Source organism: Microbispora sitophila (assembly GCF_014892245.1).
In the GTDB taxonomy this organism is placed as follows: domain Bacteria; phylum Actinomycetota; class Actinomycetes; order Streptosporangiales; family Streptosporangiaceae; genus Microbispora; species Microbispora siamensis.
Genome location: NZ_JADBGC010000007.1, coordinates 376,573 through 392,970, shown reverse-complemented (window position 1 = coordinate 392,970; position 16,398 = coordinate 376,573). Strand labels below are relative to the sequence as shown.

Here is a 16,398-nt window from a genome sequence, read left to right as displayed (position 1 = left end):
TCTCCGCACGGGTCGCCTCCGGCGCCGCCGGCGGCAGGATCGAGCTTCGCCGCGACAGCGTCACCGGCACCCTCATGGGCACCTGCGACGTCCCCGGCACCGGCGGCTGGCAGACCTGGACCACCGTCTCCTGCCCCGTCACCGGCGCGACCGGCACCCACGACCTCTACCTCAGGTTCACCGGCGGCAGCGGCAGCCTGTTCAACATGAACTGGTGGCAGTTCACCGGCAACGACGGGCCCACCGCCAGCCCCACGCCCTCACCCCCGGCGTCCCCCTCGCCGTCTCCCTCGCCGACGGGCACTCCGCAGGCGACGAACGCGATCCGGGGTACGGGCTCGGGCCGGTGCCTGGATGTCACCGGCGCCTCGCAGGCCAACGGCGCGCAAGCGCAGATCTGGGACTGCAACGGCCAGGCCAACCAGCAGTGGACCTCCACCAGCGCCGGTGAGCTGCGCGTCTACGGCAACAAGTGCCTGGACGTCAACGGCGGCGCCACGGCCGACGGCACCAGCGTGATCATCTGGGACTGCAACGGCCAGAACAACCAGAAGTGGCGCCTCAACACCGACGGGAGCATCACCGCCGTCGGCGCGAACAAGTGCCTCGACGTGTACAACAACGGCACCGCCAACGGCAGCAAGGTCATCATCTGGACCTGCAACGGCCAGAGCAACCAGAAGTGGACCCGCATCTGACTCCGTCCCCAGCCACCCCGGCTGCCGGAGGATCGGCCGGATCAGGGGCGACGCGCTGAGCACCGTCCCTCGTGCGCGGGCGACGGCACCACCCTGAAGGATGAGCGGCGAACCCACGGAACCCGAGCGAGCGCCGGGCGCCGCGGGACGAGTGGGTTCGCCGCCTTCGCCGTCCACAGGGCTGTCCGCAGGGCCGTACGCAGAAGAGCCTTCCGCAGGGCCGGCCGTCCGAGGACGCGCACGCCACGGACCGGCAATTCGTGGCCGAGGGGACGACGCCAACCCGCGCACCCGGCTCTCGGACCAGCGGCCGCACGTCACGCCCGTCGGCGAGCGGCTCGCTCGATGACCGTCGCCCCGGTCTCGGACTCCAGGGCAGGGGTGTAGCCGGCGGCGCGCAACCGGGCCAGGGTCTCCTCCTCGCCCACCGCACTGATCAGCACGGTCGGGGCGATCTTGCGCAGGCCCAGCGTGCGCAGCGCCTGAGAGCGGGCGAGTTCCTCGACGAGCGCTTCGTCGTCGGAACGGAGGCAGCACCCGGAGCGCACCACCCGGACGCGCCCGTGCGTACGGGCGGTGTCCTTGATCAGATATTCCAGCGGTTGCGGCAAGGGCGCCCCGGCCACCTCGGTGAGCCGCGCGAGCAGGGCACCGGCCTCGTGCCCTCGATCGAAGGCCCGGCGCACGGTCGAGCCGGAGAAGCGCCAGACCACCGCGTGCCCCTCCGACTCGCGGTCGGCGACGTCGTCGAGCAGCTCGGCGAGCTCCGGGCCGGGCATCCCGCGGACCACGGCCGTCAGGTCGGCCTGGAAGAAGGCGCAAGCCTGTGCGGGCGGGAGCATGGCCGCCAGGGCGACGGTCAGCGCGGGCTTCGGCGACGTCCAGGCCTCCCCACTGACCAGCAGATCGCGTACGACACGGCCGGCGCCGGTGAGGGTGCCCCGGGCGACCAGGCCGAGCGACTCGGCCTCATGCACGACGGCGCCGACCAGATCGTCGCCCGCCCCCGACTCGGCGAAGTGGTGCGGGCGGTGCCAGGCCGCCCGTTCCGTCACGTACGGCAGGCCATCGGCGGAGACGCCCTTGCCCGGGGGCAGCGCGGCGAGCGCCTCGAGGACGGCGTACCTGATGCCGACCGCGTTCGGATCGTCGGGCTCGGTGAGGGCGACCGGCGTCCCAGCCTCCTCCGGCCAGAACGTGTAGACGGCCGGTATGGTCGCCCAGGTGGCGATGATCGTCACCAGCCGCTCGACGGGAGACCGCTTCAGCCAGTCGTCGTACTCCGTCTTGGGCAGCAGGCTCACGACCGGCTCAGGCAGCTTGCCGCGATGGCCCTTCGGCCGCCGCACCGGCTCGGCATGCAGGCCGAGCAGTCCGGCCTGCGTGGCCAGGTCGAGCCAGAGCCGGGTGGCGTCCTCGGCCACGCCGGCCGCTTTGGCGATCCGCTTGGTGTCGCGGACCGCCAGACCGCCGGCCTTGCGCAGGAGGGGAGGCTGGTCGGCGCACGCGGCGAGCACGCGCTCGATCTGGGACAGCGCGGCGGTGGCTGCCGCCTGGGCGGAACCGTCGGCCCCGGCGGCGTCGGGCAGGCCGGCCGGTGGCCGCGGCGGCTCCGGGGCGAACGGAACGCGCAGCTCGCCGAGGGCGGCCACGGCGACCTCGATCGGCACCTCCGCCGTGTCGTAGGGCCCGGCGGGCAGGAGGAGCCCGCGCGCGGCCAGCCAGTCGGTGTTCGGGTCGCCGGAACCTCCGGGGCGGAAGGCATACTTCGGCGCCTGCTGGTAGAAGCCGCCGCGCGCCTGATAGGCGTGGGTGAGCACCTGCGATCCGTGCGCGATGATGTCGAGCAGCCACTCCCGGGCGTCCGCGGGAGCCTGCGCGAGCAGGGCCCGCACCCGCTCCTGGTCGGTGAGCAGGCCGAGCACGTTCCGCTCCGCGCCCTCCCGCGCCCTGGCTTTCGGGAATCCCAGGGTCTCGGCGATCGCGTGGACCTCCGGAGCGTTGAAGTGGAGCCCGATGAGCTCGGCCGCCGGGCGGCCCAGCCCCGCTGCTTCGGCGAGGTGCGCGTGGACGCCTACGGACACGATCACCTGGTCGTCGTGCGGCGGAAGCACCAACGCCATGTCGGCGAGCGCGTCCAGAGTGGCGGCGGCACGCGCCCGCAGGGCGGGATCGCTCCCGGCCAGCAGGTCGAGCACATCGGCGCGGGGCACGGCCCTTGTGGCCGGGTCTGCGTCATGCCAGAGGTTGAGCAGCGGCCCGTGCCGCTGCGCCGCCAGCCACGCGACGGCCGACAGTGCCTGGTGCTGAGGAAGGGTGCAGAAACGGGCAAGCGAGAGCGCCGCACGCGGCTGGAGCAGCAGCCGGGCGAGGTCCTGCGGGGGTATGTCGTCATCGGAGGTGAACCCGGCTCGGGCGAGGATCGGCCGCCGCTCCTCTGGCGACTTCGTCTCCAGCCATGTCGCGAGGAAACGCTGGGTGCTCACCACGGCAGCCTACTTACAACGAAGTGCACCGATCTCCTCGTCCATACCGCGAACGGCCGGCCGGACCAGTCGCCGGTTCAGACCGATGCAAGCTGCCGAGTGCCGTACCGGGCGAAGTACGGATCTGCTATATCGGTTGCCATGAGCACACCGGCTGACGCTTCTCCGCAATATGGACTGCTGGACCTATCCGTCGACCTGTCGGTCCCCGAGGTGTACTCAGGAACGGAGTTCACCGTCTATCTACACGTGAAGAACCCGTTTCCTGAGCGTCTCTGGATTCGCTCCGTAGAACTGAGCCTGCCCACCCAGCTGAGTTGGCGGCCGGCAACGGACGGATGGCAAGCGGACGCGAGGGCCAGGGAGGCCGCCGCATTAGCGACAAGGATCAGCGAGCGTGCAGCCGAGATCGCAGAATTAAAAAAGAGCTCGACAGCCTTACGGACCCAGAAAGCAATCAACATCGCAAGTTGTCCGATTCGATCGCCAAGCTCACAGCAGAAAACAACAGAGATCTTGCTCGGCAGGCGCGTACCGACGGTGCCCTGACGATAACAGCCCGCGACGGATCAAAAATATACCTGACAGATACAACGAGCGGAAGCATCCACCTCTCGGCATATGAAGGGTCGGATGTTCACCTGTCCAATGTGAAAGTATTCGGAGACGGACCCGATCGAGTCCCTCTGACCGGGTCTCTACCTGACGGGGCCGCGCTGGAACCAGGATGCACAGATGTGTGGACAATCCGGCTTGGAAGCAGTCGAAGCCCTTTCTTCACTCCGGCCAGGTATCGCCTGCAGCTTACTGTGATCTACTGCCTTGACGCCCCGGAGCAGGAACCGGAGACGCTCCGTGTACCACCGAACAATCGGACCTACTCGAACACCGTCGCGGTCACTGTTCCCATCAAGACAGCACTGTGGAGTGTGATACTGGGCGGAGTGCTCGGAGGAGCGACGGGAAGCATCGGCCGATCACTTCAGGAAGCAAAGACCATCGACGCGCTCCTCGTCGGAAATCTCGGCGCCTGCATCGGCAGCCTCCTGCTGGCGATAATCCTGAGCGGCGCAGGAATCATATTTGCCGCCCGCAAGTCCGAGGCCCAGTCATTCGTCACAGTCGAGGATTTCTGGGGCGGCTTACTGGTCGGATTCCTCATAGGATATTCCGGTACCGCCGCGTTCGCTAAAATAAGTGGCATTGAGGGTTGATTCGGAACCCGCCGCACCCGCCGCCTTGCGCGGCGAAACGTACGCTTGCCCTTCAGCGGCGCTCACGGCGAGAGCCGAGATGCGGCGCTTGCTTCGTCCCAGAGGCGCGAAAGCGGAAAACGGCTGTACAACCCTCTGGGCAGGGAGCCTGAAACAGTTCGCCGACCCATCGGACGGACAGGGGCGACGAGGGCAACCCGACGTCTCGGATATGACCAGGTCAAGCCGCGCCCAGCAGGATCAAAAGCAGGATTCCCCATCTTGCTCCTGCCCATAGATTCCGCACATGACGACGACAGGCAATAAAACAGCCCCGCGCCCGCAGAAGGCCAAAGGGGCGACCGTTCTCGCTAGGGGTGCCAAGAAATCCGGCGCGTCTGCAGAGACCGGACAGAAGGAACCGGCAGAGCCGACGAATACCAAGATCCTATCCGGGGATGAGCTCTGCGAATGGCAGAACTACAAGACCATGTACCTCGCCCTCTACCTGCTGGATGCGTTCGAAAAGAACCCGGTAGACGAGGGAACCAAGATCTGGGACAAGCACTGGCAGCAACTGAACGAGACAGAAGCTGAACTTGTGGCGTGGTCGGCCATGCTCGTGGCCCAGCAGCTACTCAGACGTCTCGGTGGGGATCATCAGGCAGTCCTTCGCGAGGTGGGATCCGGCTGGCTTCTTCCCCCAGAGCTGTGGAAAGCTTCCAAACCAGCGGTGGCCCCAGTCGCGTCAAACCCGGCGAGCGCGGCAAGCTAGGGATTCTGTCCGCTACTCCGTGGGATCGCTCACGGCCACTGCCTGCGCGTCGCCGTACATCGCGTCATGCTGCTTGCGCGGGGCGCAGACGCTGGCCTTGGAGCAGGCGCAGCGGCGGCCGCCCTCGTTGAGGCGGACGATGACGGAGTCGGACGGCACGTTGTGCCCCACCACGGTGCCCGGGCCCTGCGGAGTGTCCACCGCGAGGCCCGTGCGCGGCGCCGACGCCCGGAACTCCTGGTAGAGCGGGTGCTCGTACTTCAGGCAGCACATCAACCGGCCGCAGGCGCCCGCGATCCTGAGCGGGTTGACCGGGAGGTCCTGGTCCTTGGCCATCCGCACCGAGACGGGCTCGAAGTCCTTGAGGAACGTCGCGCAGCACAGGTCGCGTCCGCAGGGGCCGATGCCGCCCTGGAGCCTGGCCTCGTCACGCGGGCCGATCTGCCGCAACTCGACCCGGGCCCGCAGGTTGCGGGCCAGGTCGCGCACGAGCGCGCGAAAGTCGACCCGGTGGGGCGCGGAGAAGTACACGGTGTAGACGTTGTCGGCGTCCAGATAGTCGACGCCGACCACCTTCATCGGAAGCTCGTGCCGCTTGATCAGGCGCTTGGACACGCTGCGGGCCTCCGCCCTGCGGCGGCGGTTGGTCTCGTCACGGGCCAGGTGCTCCTCGGCCGCGATGCCCTGGCAGACGGGCAGGCCCTCGACGTCCTCGCTCACGTACTGCGGCGCCCACACGCATTCGGCGACCTCCGGGCCCGAGTCCGTCGGCACGAGGACCTTGTCGCCCACCTTGGGAGAGTGGCCGCCCGGATCGAGGTAGTAGAGCCGTCCGTAGCGAGTGAAGCTCACCGCCATCATCATGCCCACGCGCCGGCCCTCCTCGATCCCGTACGGCTGTCGCGCCCCAAACGCCTCAGTCGCTCGAACCCACCATACGTGCCGTACGGCACCGGCAGTCATCGCCTGTGGACAACCTCCGGCGGACCGGGAGACCCGACCCGCCGGAGGACGCCGCCTACCCGGCCGTCCTACCGCGCCTCCTACCAGGCCGCCGTCCGTGCGACGCCACCGTCGTCCGTGAACAGCGTGCGATACCCGGATTCCGTCACCTGTCCCGTCTCATCCGGCCCGACCACCAGCACGAACCGCCCGGTGCCGTCCACGTCGACGCGCTGGAAGGGGGGCCGCCTGTCCTCACCCCGATAGAGGGTCTGCACGGCCCGTCCGGTGCCGACGTCGTAGGCCACGACCTCGTCGACGGCCCCCGCGAGCTTGGACACACCCTGCACCTGCGCCAGCTTGCTCCAGCCCACCACCGCCAGGACGCGTCCGCCGTCAGGGGTGAGGGTGATGTCGTTGACCCCGCTCGTCGTCGGAACGGACGATCCCCCCAGCGTGATCGCACGCACGTCGTCGAGACCACCGGAGGTTCCGGTGTCGAGCACCCACACCGTTCGGGACATCGAGCACTCCCAGGCGACCGTCGTCGCGGGTCCGCCTGCGGGAGGCGTCGTGCCCGAGGCCGGATTCTCCGCCGGGACCTGCATCGTCCTGGTCGGCAACACGCATGTCCACCCCCTGGGCAGCGGCGGAGCGGAGGGCTCGGCCGGCGCCGCCACGGACCGCTCTCGTGGTGCCGGGGCCGCATCCGGAGCCGTCGAAGCAGCCGGGAACGGCGCCGCCCCCGGTTCTCCCAGGGGCACCCGCGACTCCGCCAGGACGCCGCCGTCGTCCTGCGGGAGAGCCGATTCCACGGCGGCGGGCTCCCGGGGCGCCTCCGGCGTTACTACCGGCTTCGCGGTGGCTTCCGGCGTCGCGCCCGGCGGGACCGACGGCTCCGTGATCGCCTCCGGCGTGGCCTCCGTCGACGTCCCCCAGACCACGCCCGCCCGGCGGAACACGAGGGTGCGCCCGTCGTCGCTCATCGAGACGTCCTCGACGGCGGACGTGTGTGCGGATGTCCAGGTGCGGCTGTCGCCGGTCGCCGTGTCCGTGACGACCAGGGACGCGCCCTGTCCGTCCGGCGTACAGGGAGACAGCCCGTAGGCCAGCGTGGAACCGTCTCCGTTCACCGCGAGTGAGGTGACCCTGCCCTCCACAGGCGTGAACGGAAGCTCGCCGATGGAGCCGACCTCCCCGCTGTCGCCGAGGCTGAACCGGTAGAAGCGGGACCGGCACGTGTCCTGCTCGGCCACCGCGTAGAAGAGCCGGTTGTCCCGGACGGCCTGCACCTGGGTGAACCGCTCGCCCTCCGGCCCCGGCACCGTGGCCGTCACGTGGCCGTCGGCGACGCTCCTGACCGCCATGTCCCCGGAGCGGATCTGCACGAGGAAGGACGGCTCGGCGGCCGGGCCCGCCGTCGTGCCGGCGGCCGTGTCCATGGCCCCGCCGCCGTGGCGCGCGATGGCCACCCCGCCCGCGACCGCGACCGTCACGGCGGCCGCCGCCGCGACCGGAACCACCCAGGTCCTGCCCCGGACGGCGCCCACGCGCGTACGGCGGCGGGCGGGAACGGCGGCGGAGTCGAACGGCGGGACGGCCTCGACCGTGTCCCCCACGGCGCGGGTGGCGTCCTGCAACCGGCGGATGACGTCGTCGTTCATCGGGTCTCTCCCAGGAGGCGGCCGAGCGCGTCGAGCGCCCGGGAGGTGGTGGACTTCACGGTGCCCCGGCTGATCTTCATGACCCGGGCCGTCTCCTCTTCGGACAGCTCGGCGTAGTAGCGCAGGACCAGGGCCTCCCGCTGGCGCCGGGGCAGGCGGTGGAGGGCCTCCATGACCTCCCGACGCTCCGCGCCGAGGATCGCGGCCGACTCGGCCGACCAGACCGGCGGGTCGTACGTACCGGCGAACCAGGACGGCATCCGCCGCCTGCGCAGCACGGAGCGGGCGTTGTTCAGCACCGCGGCGCGCACGTAGACGAGCGCCTTGTCCCGGTCGCGCAGACCGTCGAAGCGCCGGTGCAGGCCGAGGAACGCCTCCTGCACCACGTCCTCGGCGCTCTCCCGGTCACCGACCATGATCAGGGCCAGCCGGGTGAGGCCGAGGGCATGCTCGGCGTAGAGCCCGCTGATCGTGTCGTCGGCGCCCGCCGACAGGGGCGGGACACTCACGGGCCCCCCGGATTGCTCATCGAGATCGAGCGTTTCGGCCTTCATGTACCAGAGACGCCGTACGCCCGCCGGGGTTGCTTGCGTCCTATGCGGGCGAGCGGAGAGCGAGGGTCATGGCCTCGACCGCGATCTGCGGGTTCACGTTGGCCGCCAGCCGTTCCCGGCACTTCATGATCGCATCCGTACGGCGGAGCGTCTGCTCGGGAGTGGACGCGCGCGCGACGGCCTCCACCTCGTGCCTGCGGTCCTCGTTGGCCAGCTCGACCGAGGCCCCGAACTGCACGGCCAGCACATCGCGGTAGAACGCCACGAGTTCGAGCAGCGCGAGGTCGAGGGAGTCGCGCTTGATGCGGGTCGCCCGCGACTTCTGCATGGTCTCGAGTTCCTTGAGCGCACCCGCGCCGCCCCGCACGAGGCCCTTGTTGAGCCCCTTGCCGGAGGAGCCCTCGCCGTAAACCTTGCGCAGTTCGGCGGTCTCGACCTCGTTCAGCGCGGTCGTGGCCGCGTCGGCGTCCTCGGTGGAGGTCTTCACCAGCCGCTCGGCGGCGGTGATGCACTCCGCCACACCGGTCAGCGACCGGGGGATCGACAGCACGTCGTCGCGCCGGCGCCGCGCCTCCTCGTCCATTGCGAGCCGCCGCGCCCGGCCGATGTCCCCCTGGGCCGCCCGCGCGGCGTCGAGCGCCACGTCGTGAGGCACCCCGTCTCGGGTCACCAGCACGTTCGCGACCGCCTCGGTGGACGGCGTGCCCAGCGTCACGACCCGGCAGCGCGAGCGGATCGTGATGATCATGTCATCCGGGGAGGGCGCGCACAGCAGCCACACGGTCCGCGGCGGCGGCTCCTCGATGGCCTTGAGCAGCGCGTTGGCCGCCGCCTCGGTCACCCGGTCGGCGTCCTCGAACAGCACGATCCGCCAGCGCCCGAGCGTGGGTGCCCCCGCCGACTTGAGCACGAGTTCGCGCGTCTGCCGCACGCTGTACGACAGGCCCTCGGGCCGGACGAACGTGACGTCCGGGTGCGAGCCGACCTCGACCTGGTGGCAGGCGTCGCAGTGGCCGCACCCCTGGTCGGGGCAGAGCAGCGAGGCCGCGAACGCCGTGGCGGCCGCGGACCGCAGGGCCGGCCCGGTGAACAGCCAGGCGTGGGTCATGCCCGCGCCGCGGCCTCCGGCGACGACCTCCGCGGCGGCGGAAGCGGCCCGCCGCAGCACGTCGATCGCCCGGTCCTGCCCGATCAGATCCCCGAAAACGGTCATGTGCGGCTATCCGAAGTCGCGGATGGCGGGCATGGTGCCGGTGGCCTCCTCGGCCTCCTGTGGCACCGGGTCGGGCAGGATCTCACGCACCCGGTCCTGGATCAGGCGCGTCACCTCCCGCTGGTCCAGCGTGCCGTCCACCATGAGGTAGCGGTCGGGGTCGGCCGCCGCCAGCGCCCGGAACTCCCGCCGCACCCGCTCGTGGAACTCCAGCGGCTCGGCCTCGATGCGGTCGGCGGGCGAGGCCATCCGTCGTAGCCCGACCGCGGGCGGCACGTCGATGAGCACGGTCAGGTCGGGGACGAGCCCGCCCGTCGCCCACCTGTTGATCCTCGCGACGTCCTCCGGGTCGAGCGACCGCCCGGCGCCCTGGTAGGCCAGCGACGAGTCCACGTACCTGTCGGAGATCACCGTCGAGCCGCGATGCAGCGCGGGCCTGATGACCTTCTCCACGTGCTCGGCCCGGTCGGCGGCGTACAGCATCGCCTCGGCCCGCGGCGACAGGCCCTGGTGGGCGGCGTCGAGCAGGATCGCCCGCAACCGCATGCCGACCTTGGTCGAGCCCGGCTCGCGGGTCTGCACGACGTCGAAGCCCTGGTCGCGCAGCCAGATCGCGAGCAGCCGCGACTGGGTGGTCTTGCCCGAGCCCTCGCCGCCCTCGAAGGCGATGAACAGTCCGCGCTCGGGATCCGCCTCCTCCGGCACGAACCGCCGGCCGCGCAGGGCGGCCAGCAGGTCGACCGCGATGGGAACCCCCGGCCGGTCGTCCATGTGCCGCAGCGCGACCACCCCGACGGCGATCGCCAGCAGCGCGCCCAGGAGCAGCACGAGGTTCGTGCCGTCGAAGCGGTAGCTGATCCCGGCGATCCGGAGGGCGTGCGTGCCGAACAGCGCTGCCAGCGTGGAGGCCACCGCCACGACCAGCAGCAGCATCACCCGGGCCAGCGACTGCAGGAAGGAGAACGTGCGGCCGCGCAGCCCGTCCTCCACCTCCAGGCCGATCACCGTGTAGCCGATGATCCAGGCGATGCCGGCGCAGGCGCCCAGCACCACGGTCAGCACGACCACGACGACCAGGTTCTGGATGAGCGAGACGGCGGCCAGCGTCAGCCCCGCGAGCACGATCGACAGTCCGAACAGCCGCCGCCTGGACAGGCCCTTCAGCAGCCGCAGGCCGAAGAACATGCCGAACGCCATGCCGAGGAAGACGGCGCAGAACACGGTGCCGTATCCCGCGTCACCGCCGCCCAGGGCCTGCACGTACGCCTTGGCCACTCCGATGACGGCACCCCCGGCGGCGAACGCCCCGAGCATGCCGATGATCAGGCCGCGCACGACGCGGTTGCCGCCGACGAACCGCCAGCCCTCGGTGATCTGCCGGAGCACCGAGGGCGCGGACACGTGCCTGATGTGGTTCTTCGGAATGGCCCGCAGCGTGAAGACCATCACGGCGGAGGCGAGGTAGGCCAGCGCGTTGACGTACAGCGCCACGCTGGTGGCCGCGACGTCGAACGACGGGGCGGCCGCCGAGATCGTCGTGACCACGCCCGACACGATCGCGAACAGCGCCGCTGCCACGGGGGCGGTGCCGTACGTGACGAGGAGGTTGAGCTGGTTGGCCTCCTCGAGCCGCTCCTTGGGCACGAGGTTGGGCACGGTGGCGTCCTTGGCGGGCACCCAGAAGAGGTTCACGCACTCGACCAGGAACGTGGCGATGATCACCCACTGGTAGACGCCGACCAGCGGGATCGACAGCACCACGGCGAACCTGGCGAGGTCGGCGACGACCATCGTCAGCCTGCGGTCGAACCGGTCGGCCACCGCTCCCGCGAGCGGGCCGAGCAGGATCGCGGGCAGCATCTTGGCGACGAAGACGCCGCCGATGGCGAGGCTCTGCGCCTGGAAACCGGACCCCGCGGTCAGGTTACCGGCCAGGGCCGTCAGCGCGATGATGTTGAGCCAGTCGCCGAGACTGCACGTCGCCATCGCCGTCCACAGTCTGCGGAACGGCGCGTTCGCCAGCACGTGCGGCTGCTTGCGTCGCGCGGCGGCCCGGCCAGGGGTGCTCATGATGTCAGCGTATCCAGGTGCTCGCTGGGCTTGGGAGACGGACGAGCGGGCCGCTGGGGCCTGCCCGTCGCCTGAGGGTATTACGTCCGCCTCGTCCTCGCTGTCGAGATGGCGCCAATGTTCTGCCCGGTTCCGCTCCCGCGGACCGGGCGGTGGTCAGGTGCGCAGCTCGACGAGGGTGATCTCGGGCGGCGCGCCCACGCGCACCGGCGGCCCCCAGAAGCCCGCACCTCGTGTCACGTAGACCTGGGTGTCGCCACCGCCCGTGCGCGGCACGCTCGCCAGCCCCGCCACCACGGGCTGCTGCAGCGGCACGAGCAGGTTGAACGGCGCCATCTGCCCGCCGTGGGTGTGCCCGGACAGCTGGAGGTCGACGCCGTGCGCGGCGGCCTGCGTCACCTGGACGGGCTGGTGCGCCATGAGCACGACGGGCCGGTTCGCGTCGCGGCCCCCGAGCGCCTTGTCGAAGTCCGGGCCGTCGCCCGACGGCACGCCGTTGAGGTCGTTGACGCCCGCGAGGTCAAGCACGGCTCCCGCGTGCCGGATCTCGACCCGCTCGTTGCGCAGCGGCCGGATGCCCAGCGAGCGCAACTCCTCGATCCATTCCTGGGGGCCCGCGGCCGTGTAGTACTCGTGGTTGCCGGTCACGAAATACGCGCCATAACGGGACTCGAGGGACCTGAGCGGCGCGGCGAGACGACCGAGCTCGGCGACCGTGCCGTCCACCAGGTCGCCCACGATCGTCACCGCGTCGGCCTGCAGGCCGTTGATCATCCGGACGATCCTCTCGGTGTGCCCCCGGCCGCTCAGCGGGCCGAGGTGGATGTCGCTGACGACCGCGATGCGCAGCCCGTTCATCCGGGGGTCGAGCCGGGGCAGGCGGATCGGCACCCGCTCGATCACGGGATCGCCGAGGGCCCGGCTCACGCCGTACCCCACGGTCGCGAGCGCTCCCGCGGCCACGACCGCGGAGGCCGTACGGGAGATGAACAGCCGGCGGTCGACCGCCGGGGCGTCCGCCGCGGCCCCCTCCGCCACCGGCCTGCCGGTCGTGGCCGTGCCGTGAGCGGTGGAGCCTCCCCCGGCCGCCGCTCCGGCGAGGACCACCTCGTCCACCGGCGCCGCCTCCCCCTCGGCCCGCTCCGCCGGGGCCGCGGTCTCGGCCGTACGGCGGCGTCCGGAGACGACGAACGTCGCGATCGCCCGGGGCACCTCCATGACCAGGCCGAACACGAACAGGTAGAACATCACGGCCAGCCACAGATAGCCGGGCCAGGCCACGACCCGCTCGACGTCCATGCCGAGGCCGAGCCGGCTCCCGGCGAAGGTCACCACCATCACGACGGCCAGGATCACGAGCGCCCACGTCAGCACCCGGCGCGGACGCGATCCCGGCGTCGTCGACGCCCTGACCAGCCGCCGCCACAAGTAGAGGTGCACGACGACCACGGCCGTCAGAATCATGCCGACGAACCCCACGACAACTCCCCTCGACCGGCTGGCGATCAAGGGCCGGCTGACGACGATGCTACGAGCTCACGCCGACAGCCGCGTCCGTTGTCCACAGCCGGGCCCGGCTGTGGACAACGTGCGAGACCGCGCCCGCACCCACCCCGCCGTCCGCGGGGACCGGGGGTCAGGACTTGCCGGCGGGCTTCTTCGTGGCGGTCCTGGTCCGGGTCGTCGTGCGCTTGGCTGCGGGCGCCCGCTCCCGCCGCTCGGCCAGCAGCTCCGCCGCCCGCTCCAGCGTGATGTCCTCGACCGTGTCGCCCTTGCGCAACGACGCGTTGGTCTCGCCGTCGGTGACGTACGGACCGAAGCGGCCCTCCTTCACCACGACCGGCTTCTTGGAGTTCGGGTCCTCGCCCAGCTCACGAAGGGGCGGCGCGGCGGCGGCGCGGCCGCGTCCACGGGCCTTCGGCTGCGCGAACAGCTCCTTGGCCTGCTCGATGGTGATCGTGAGCAGGTCCTCCTCGGAGGCCAGCGAGCGCGAGTCGGTGCCCTTCTTGATGTACGGCCCGAACTTGCCGTTCTGCGCCGTCACCTCCTCGCCGTCGATCTCGCCGACGACCCTGGGCAGCTGGAGCAGCTTCAGCGCCTGCTCCAGCGTGATCGTGTCGAGGGTCATCGTCTTGAACAGCGAGCTGGTCCGCGGCTTGGGCGCGTCGGCCTTCTTCGTCCGCTTCTTGCCGTCGGCAGGCGCCGGCTCCTCGGGCAGGATCTCCGTGACGTACGGGCCGAAACGGCCGTCCTTGGCCACGATCCTCCGGCCGGTCGCGGGGTCGACACCCAGCTCGCGGTCGCCGCTCGGGCGCGAGAACAGCTCCTCGGCCTTCTCGGCGGTCAGCTCGTCGGGCGCCATGTCCTCGGGGATGTTCACCCGGGCGCCGTCACGGTCGAGGTACGGGCCGTAGCGGCCGACCCTGATCACGATGTCCGTACCCTTGATCGGGAACGAGCTGATCTCCTTGGCGTCGATCTCGCCGAGGTCGGTGACCATCTCCTTCAGGCCCTCGTCGCCGTCCCCACCGCCGAAGTAGAACCGGCGCAGCTCGGGCACCCGCTCGGCGCGGTCGTTGGCGATGTCGTCGAGGACCTTCTCCATCTCGGCCGTGAAGTCGTAGTCGACCAGGTTGCCGAAGTGCTGTTCGAGCAGGTTGACCACGGCGAACGCGAGGAACGACGGCACCAGGGCGGTGCCCTTCTTGAACACGTAGCCCCGGTCGAGGATCGTTCCGATGATCGACGCGTACGTCGACGGCCGCCCGATCTCCCGGTCCTCCAGCTCCTTGACCAGCGACGCCTCGGTGTACCGGGCGGGCGGCTTGGTCGAGTGCCCGAGCGCGGTCAGCTCGGCCGCCGTGAGCCGGTCGCCCTCGGCCAGCGTGGGCAGGCGCTTCTCCGAGTCGTCCCGGTCGGTCGAGGGGTCGTCCGCACCCTCCACGTACGCCTTGAGGAAGCCGTGGAAGGTGATCGTCCGGCCGGTGGCGCTGAACTCGACGTTCTCGCCGGCGCTGGACGTGCCGCCGACCTTGACCGACACCGACTCTCCGACCGCGTCCTTCATCTGGGAGGCGACCGTGCGCTGCCAGATCAGCTCGTACAGCCGGAACATGTCCCCGGACAGGCCGGTCTCGCCCGGCGTGCGGAACTCCTCACCGGACGGCCGGATCGCCTCGTGCGCCTCCTGGGCGTTCTTCACCTTGCTGGTGTAGACGCGCGGCTTGTCCGGCACGTACGCCGAGCCGTACAGCTTGATCGCCTGGCTGCGGGCGGCGGCGACGGCGGTCTCCGACAGCGTGATGCTGTCGGTACGCATGTAGGTGATGTAGCCGTTCTCGTACAGCCGCTGGGCCACCTGCATCGTGTACTTGGCGGAGAAGCCCAGCTTGCGGCTCGCCTCCTGCTGCAGCGTCGTCGTCCGGAACGGCGCGTACGGCTTGCGCGTGTACGGCTTGCGCTCGACCGAGCGCACCGCGTAGGCCACGCCCTCCAGGCGGCCGGCGAGGGCCGTCGCGGCGGCCTCGTCGAGGTGGAGGACGTCGGAGCCCTTCAGCCTGCCGGTTGAGGCGAAGTCGCGGCCCTGGGCCACGCGCCTGCCGTCCACACCGGTCAGCGTGGCGGAGAACGTCCGGGGGTCGTCGCCCGCCCGGCCGGTGTCGAACAGCGCCTGCAGGTCCCAGTAGTTGGCGGCGGTGAACGCCATGCGCTCCCGCTCGCGCTCCACCACGAGCCTGGTGGCGACCGACTGGACACGACCGGCGGAAAGCCGCGGCTTGACCTTCTTCCACAGGACCGGGCTGACCTCGTAGCCGTACAGGCGGTCGAGGATGCGCCGGGTCTCCTGGGCGTCGACCAGGCGGAGGTTGAGGTCACGCGGATTGGAGACCGCGTCCCTGATCGCGTGCGGGGTGATCTCGTGGAACACCATGCGGTGCACCGGGATCTTGGGCTTGAGCACCTCGCGCAGGTGCCAGGCAATGGCCTCGCCCTCCCGGTCCTCGTCGGTGGCGAGGTAGAGCTCGTCGGCTTCCTTGAGAAGCTGCTTGAGCTTGGACACCTGCGACTTCTTGTCCGGGTTCACGACATAGAGCGGCTCGAACTCGTGATCGACGTTCACCCCGAGGCGGGCCCAGGCCTCGCTCTTGTACTTCTCCGGGATGTCATCGGCCTTCTCCGGAAGATCGCGGATGTGGCCGATGCTCGACTCGACGATGTAGCCGCGCCCGAGGTACCCGGCGATCGTCTTCGCCTTCGCGGGCGATTCCACGATCACCAGGCGGGTTCCGCCGGCGTTGCCGTTGTTGGCTGGCACGCTGCTTCCTACCTCGCTGTCCGCTGTCATTCCCCGTGCTGCCGGGCCTTCGTACTCCCGGCTCATGACACCCTCGTCGTCCGGGCCGGGGGCACTTACCCCCGTGGGGCGCCGACGAGGCGCCGCTTTGACGGTACCTGCCGCCGCACGTTCCTCCCCCTCGGGCTACCCGGTTATGTCCGGGAATGTAACCCGCCTGGCGCTGTTATCCACGGAGACGCAGAATAGAGCCCATCGAGTTCCCTAGCACGCCCCGGAGACCAATGGCTGTGCTCGACTACTCCTATCTGGACCTGTATCTCCCTCGGGGCACCCCTCGTGAGGTGGCGAGGCAGATGCTCACGGAGCATGCCGAGCACGGAGACTGGGAGCTGGAGCGGCTACGCCTTTATCCCGACGGCAGCAGGCGCGTGCGGCTGCGTCGGAAGATCATACGGGCCGCCCGGACCATGTGAGCCCCGGGGGCGCGGACGCCACGGTCAAAAGGG

Annotated in this window: 12 protein-coding genes; 4 read left to right on the top strand and 8 right to left on the bottom strand. The window is 70.4% G+C overall.

Features of this window, described 5'->3' with window-relative positions; all coding sequences use genetic code 11:
- Positions 1-698, top strand: a 698-nt coding sequence (locus IL992_RS15890; RefSeq protein ID WP_226872977.1) for a lectin, incomplete at its 5' end; no start/stop codon positions are given.
- 317 nt (positions 699-1,015) lie between these two features.
- Here IL992_RS15890 and IL992_RS48370 read toward each other — a convergent pair.
- Positions 1,016-3,184: a helicase-associated domain-containing protein gene (locus IL992_RS48370; RefSeq protein ID WP_193204093.1), complete on the bottom strand. Its 2,169-nt coding sequence runs from the start codon at positions 3,182-3,184 to the stop codon at positions 1,016-1,018.
- Between the two features lie 470 nt (positions 3,185-3,654).
- On the opposite strand from IL992_RS48370, the gene IL992_RS15880 reads away from it, so the two are divergent.
- Entirely contained in the window at positions 3,655-4,398 is a 744-nt protein-coding gene (locus tag IL992_RS15880) for an SMP-30/gluconolactonase/LRE family protein (RefSeq protein ID WP_193204092.1), read from the top strand.
- 286 nt (positions 4,399-4,684) lie between these two features.
- Positions 4,685-5,152: a hypothetical protein gene (locus IL992_RS15875; protein ID WP_193204091.1), complete on the top strand. Its 468-nt coding sequence runs from the start codon at positions 4,685-4,687 to the stop codon at positions 5,150-5,152.
- 12 nt (positions 5,153-5,164) lie between these two features.
- Here the strand turns inward: IL992_RS15875 and IL992_RS15870 are convergent, their stop codons facing one another.
- The 7 genes from IL992_RS15870 to topA all read right to left on the bottom strand — a co-directional run bounded on the left by IL992_RS15870 (position 5,165) and on the right by topA (position 15,910).
- Entirely contained in the window at positions 5,165-6,016 is an 852-nt protein-coding gene (locus IL992_RS15870; protein WP_193204138.1) for a PSP1 domain-containing protein, read from the bottom strand.
- 179 nt (positions 6,017-6,195) lie between these two features.
- On the bottom strand, positions 6,196-7,758 hold the full coding sequence (locus IL992_RS15865; RefSeq protein WP_193204090.1) for a hypothetical protein: 1,563 nt from the start codon (positions 7,756-7,758) through the stop codon (positions 6,196-6,198).
- Positions 7,755-8,267, bottom strand: a complete 513-nt coding sequence (locus IL992_RS15860) for a SigE family RNA polymerase sigma factor (protein ID WP_319018578.1) — start codon at positions 8,265-8,267, stop codon at positions 7,755-7,757. Before IL992_RS15860 ends, IL992_RS15865 begins: the two co-directional genes overlap by 4 nt.
- Before the next feature lie 85 nt (positions 8,268-8,352).
- Entirely contained in the window at positions 8,353-9,525 is a 1,173-nt protein-coding gene (locus tag IL992_RS15855; protein ID WP_193204088.1) for a DNA polymerase III subunit delta', read from the bottom strand.
- Between the two features lie 6 nt (positions 9,526-9,531).
- Positions 9,532-11,595: a dTMP kinase gene (gene tmk / locus IL992_RS15850; protein WP_193204087.1), complete on the bottom strand. Its 2,064-nt coding sequence runs from the start codon at positions 11,593-11,595 to the stop codon at positions 9,532-9,534.
- Between the two features lie 156 nt (positions 11,596-11,751).
- Positions 11,752-13,074, bottom strand: a complete 1,323-nt coding sequence (locus IL992_RS47635; RefSeq protein ID WP_319018577.1) for a metallophosphoesterase — start codon at positions 13,072-13,074, stop codon at positions 11,752-11,754.
- Between the two features lie 157 nt (positions 13,075-13,231).
- Positions 13,232-15,910: a type I DNA topoisomerase gene (topA, locus tag IL992_RS15840; protein WP_319018576.1), complete on the bottom strand. Its 2,679-nt coding sequence runs from the start codon at positions 15,908-15,910 to the stop codon at positions 13,232-13,234.
- Between the two features lie 263 nt (positions 15,911-16,173).
- Between topA and IL992_RS15835 the strand changes: the two genes are divergently transcribed.
- Positions 16,174-16,365 carry a DUF5703 family protein gene (locus IL992_RS15835; protein ID WP_220499497.1) on the top strand — a complete coding sequence of 64 codons (192 nt, stop codon included), beginning with the start codon at positions 16,174-16,176 and terminating at the stop codon, positions 16,363-16,365.
- Positions 16,366-16,398: the final 33 nt, after the last annotated feature.

Excerpts from the sequence above, each read along its gene's own strand:
- tmk (WP_193204087.1), bottom strand. The coding sequence starts at position 11,595 with ATGAGCACCCCTGGCCGGGCCGCCGCGCGACGCAAGCAGCCGCACGTG.
- IL992_RS15875 (WP_193204091.1), top strand. The coding sequence starts at position 4,685 with ATGACGACGACAGGCAATAAAACAGCCCCGCGCCCGCAGAAGGCCAAA.
- IL992_RS15855 (WP_193204088.1), bottom strand. The coding sequence starts at position 9,525 with ATGACCGTTTTCGGGGATCTGATCGGGCAGGACCGGGCGATCGACGTG.
- IL992_RS15835 (WP_220499497.1), top strand. The coding sequence starts at position 16,174 with ATGGCTGTGCTCGACTACTCCTATCTGGACCTGTATCTCCCTCGGGGC.
- IL992_RS15870 (WP_193204138.1), bottom strand. The coding sequence starts at position 6,016 with ATGATGATGGCGGTGAGCTTCACTCGCTACGGACGGCTCTACTACCTC.
- IL992_RS15865 (WP_193204090.1), bottom strand. The coding sequence starts at position 7,758 with ATGAACGACGACGTCATCCGCCGGTTGCAGGACGCCACCCGCGCCGTG.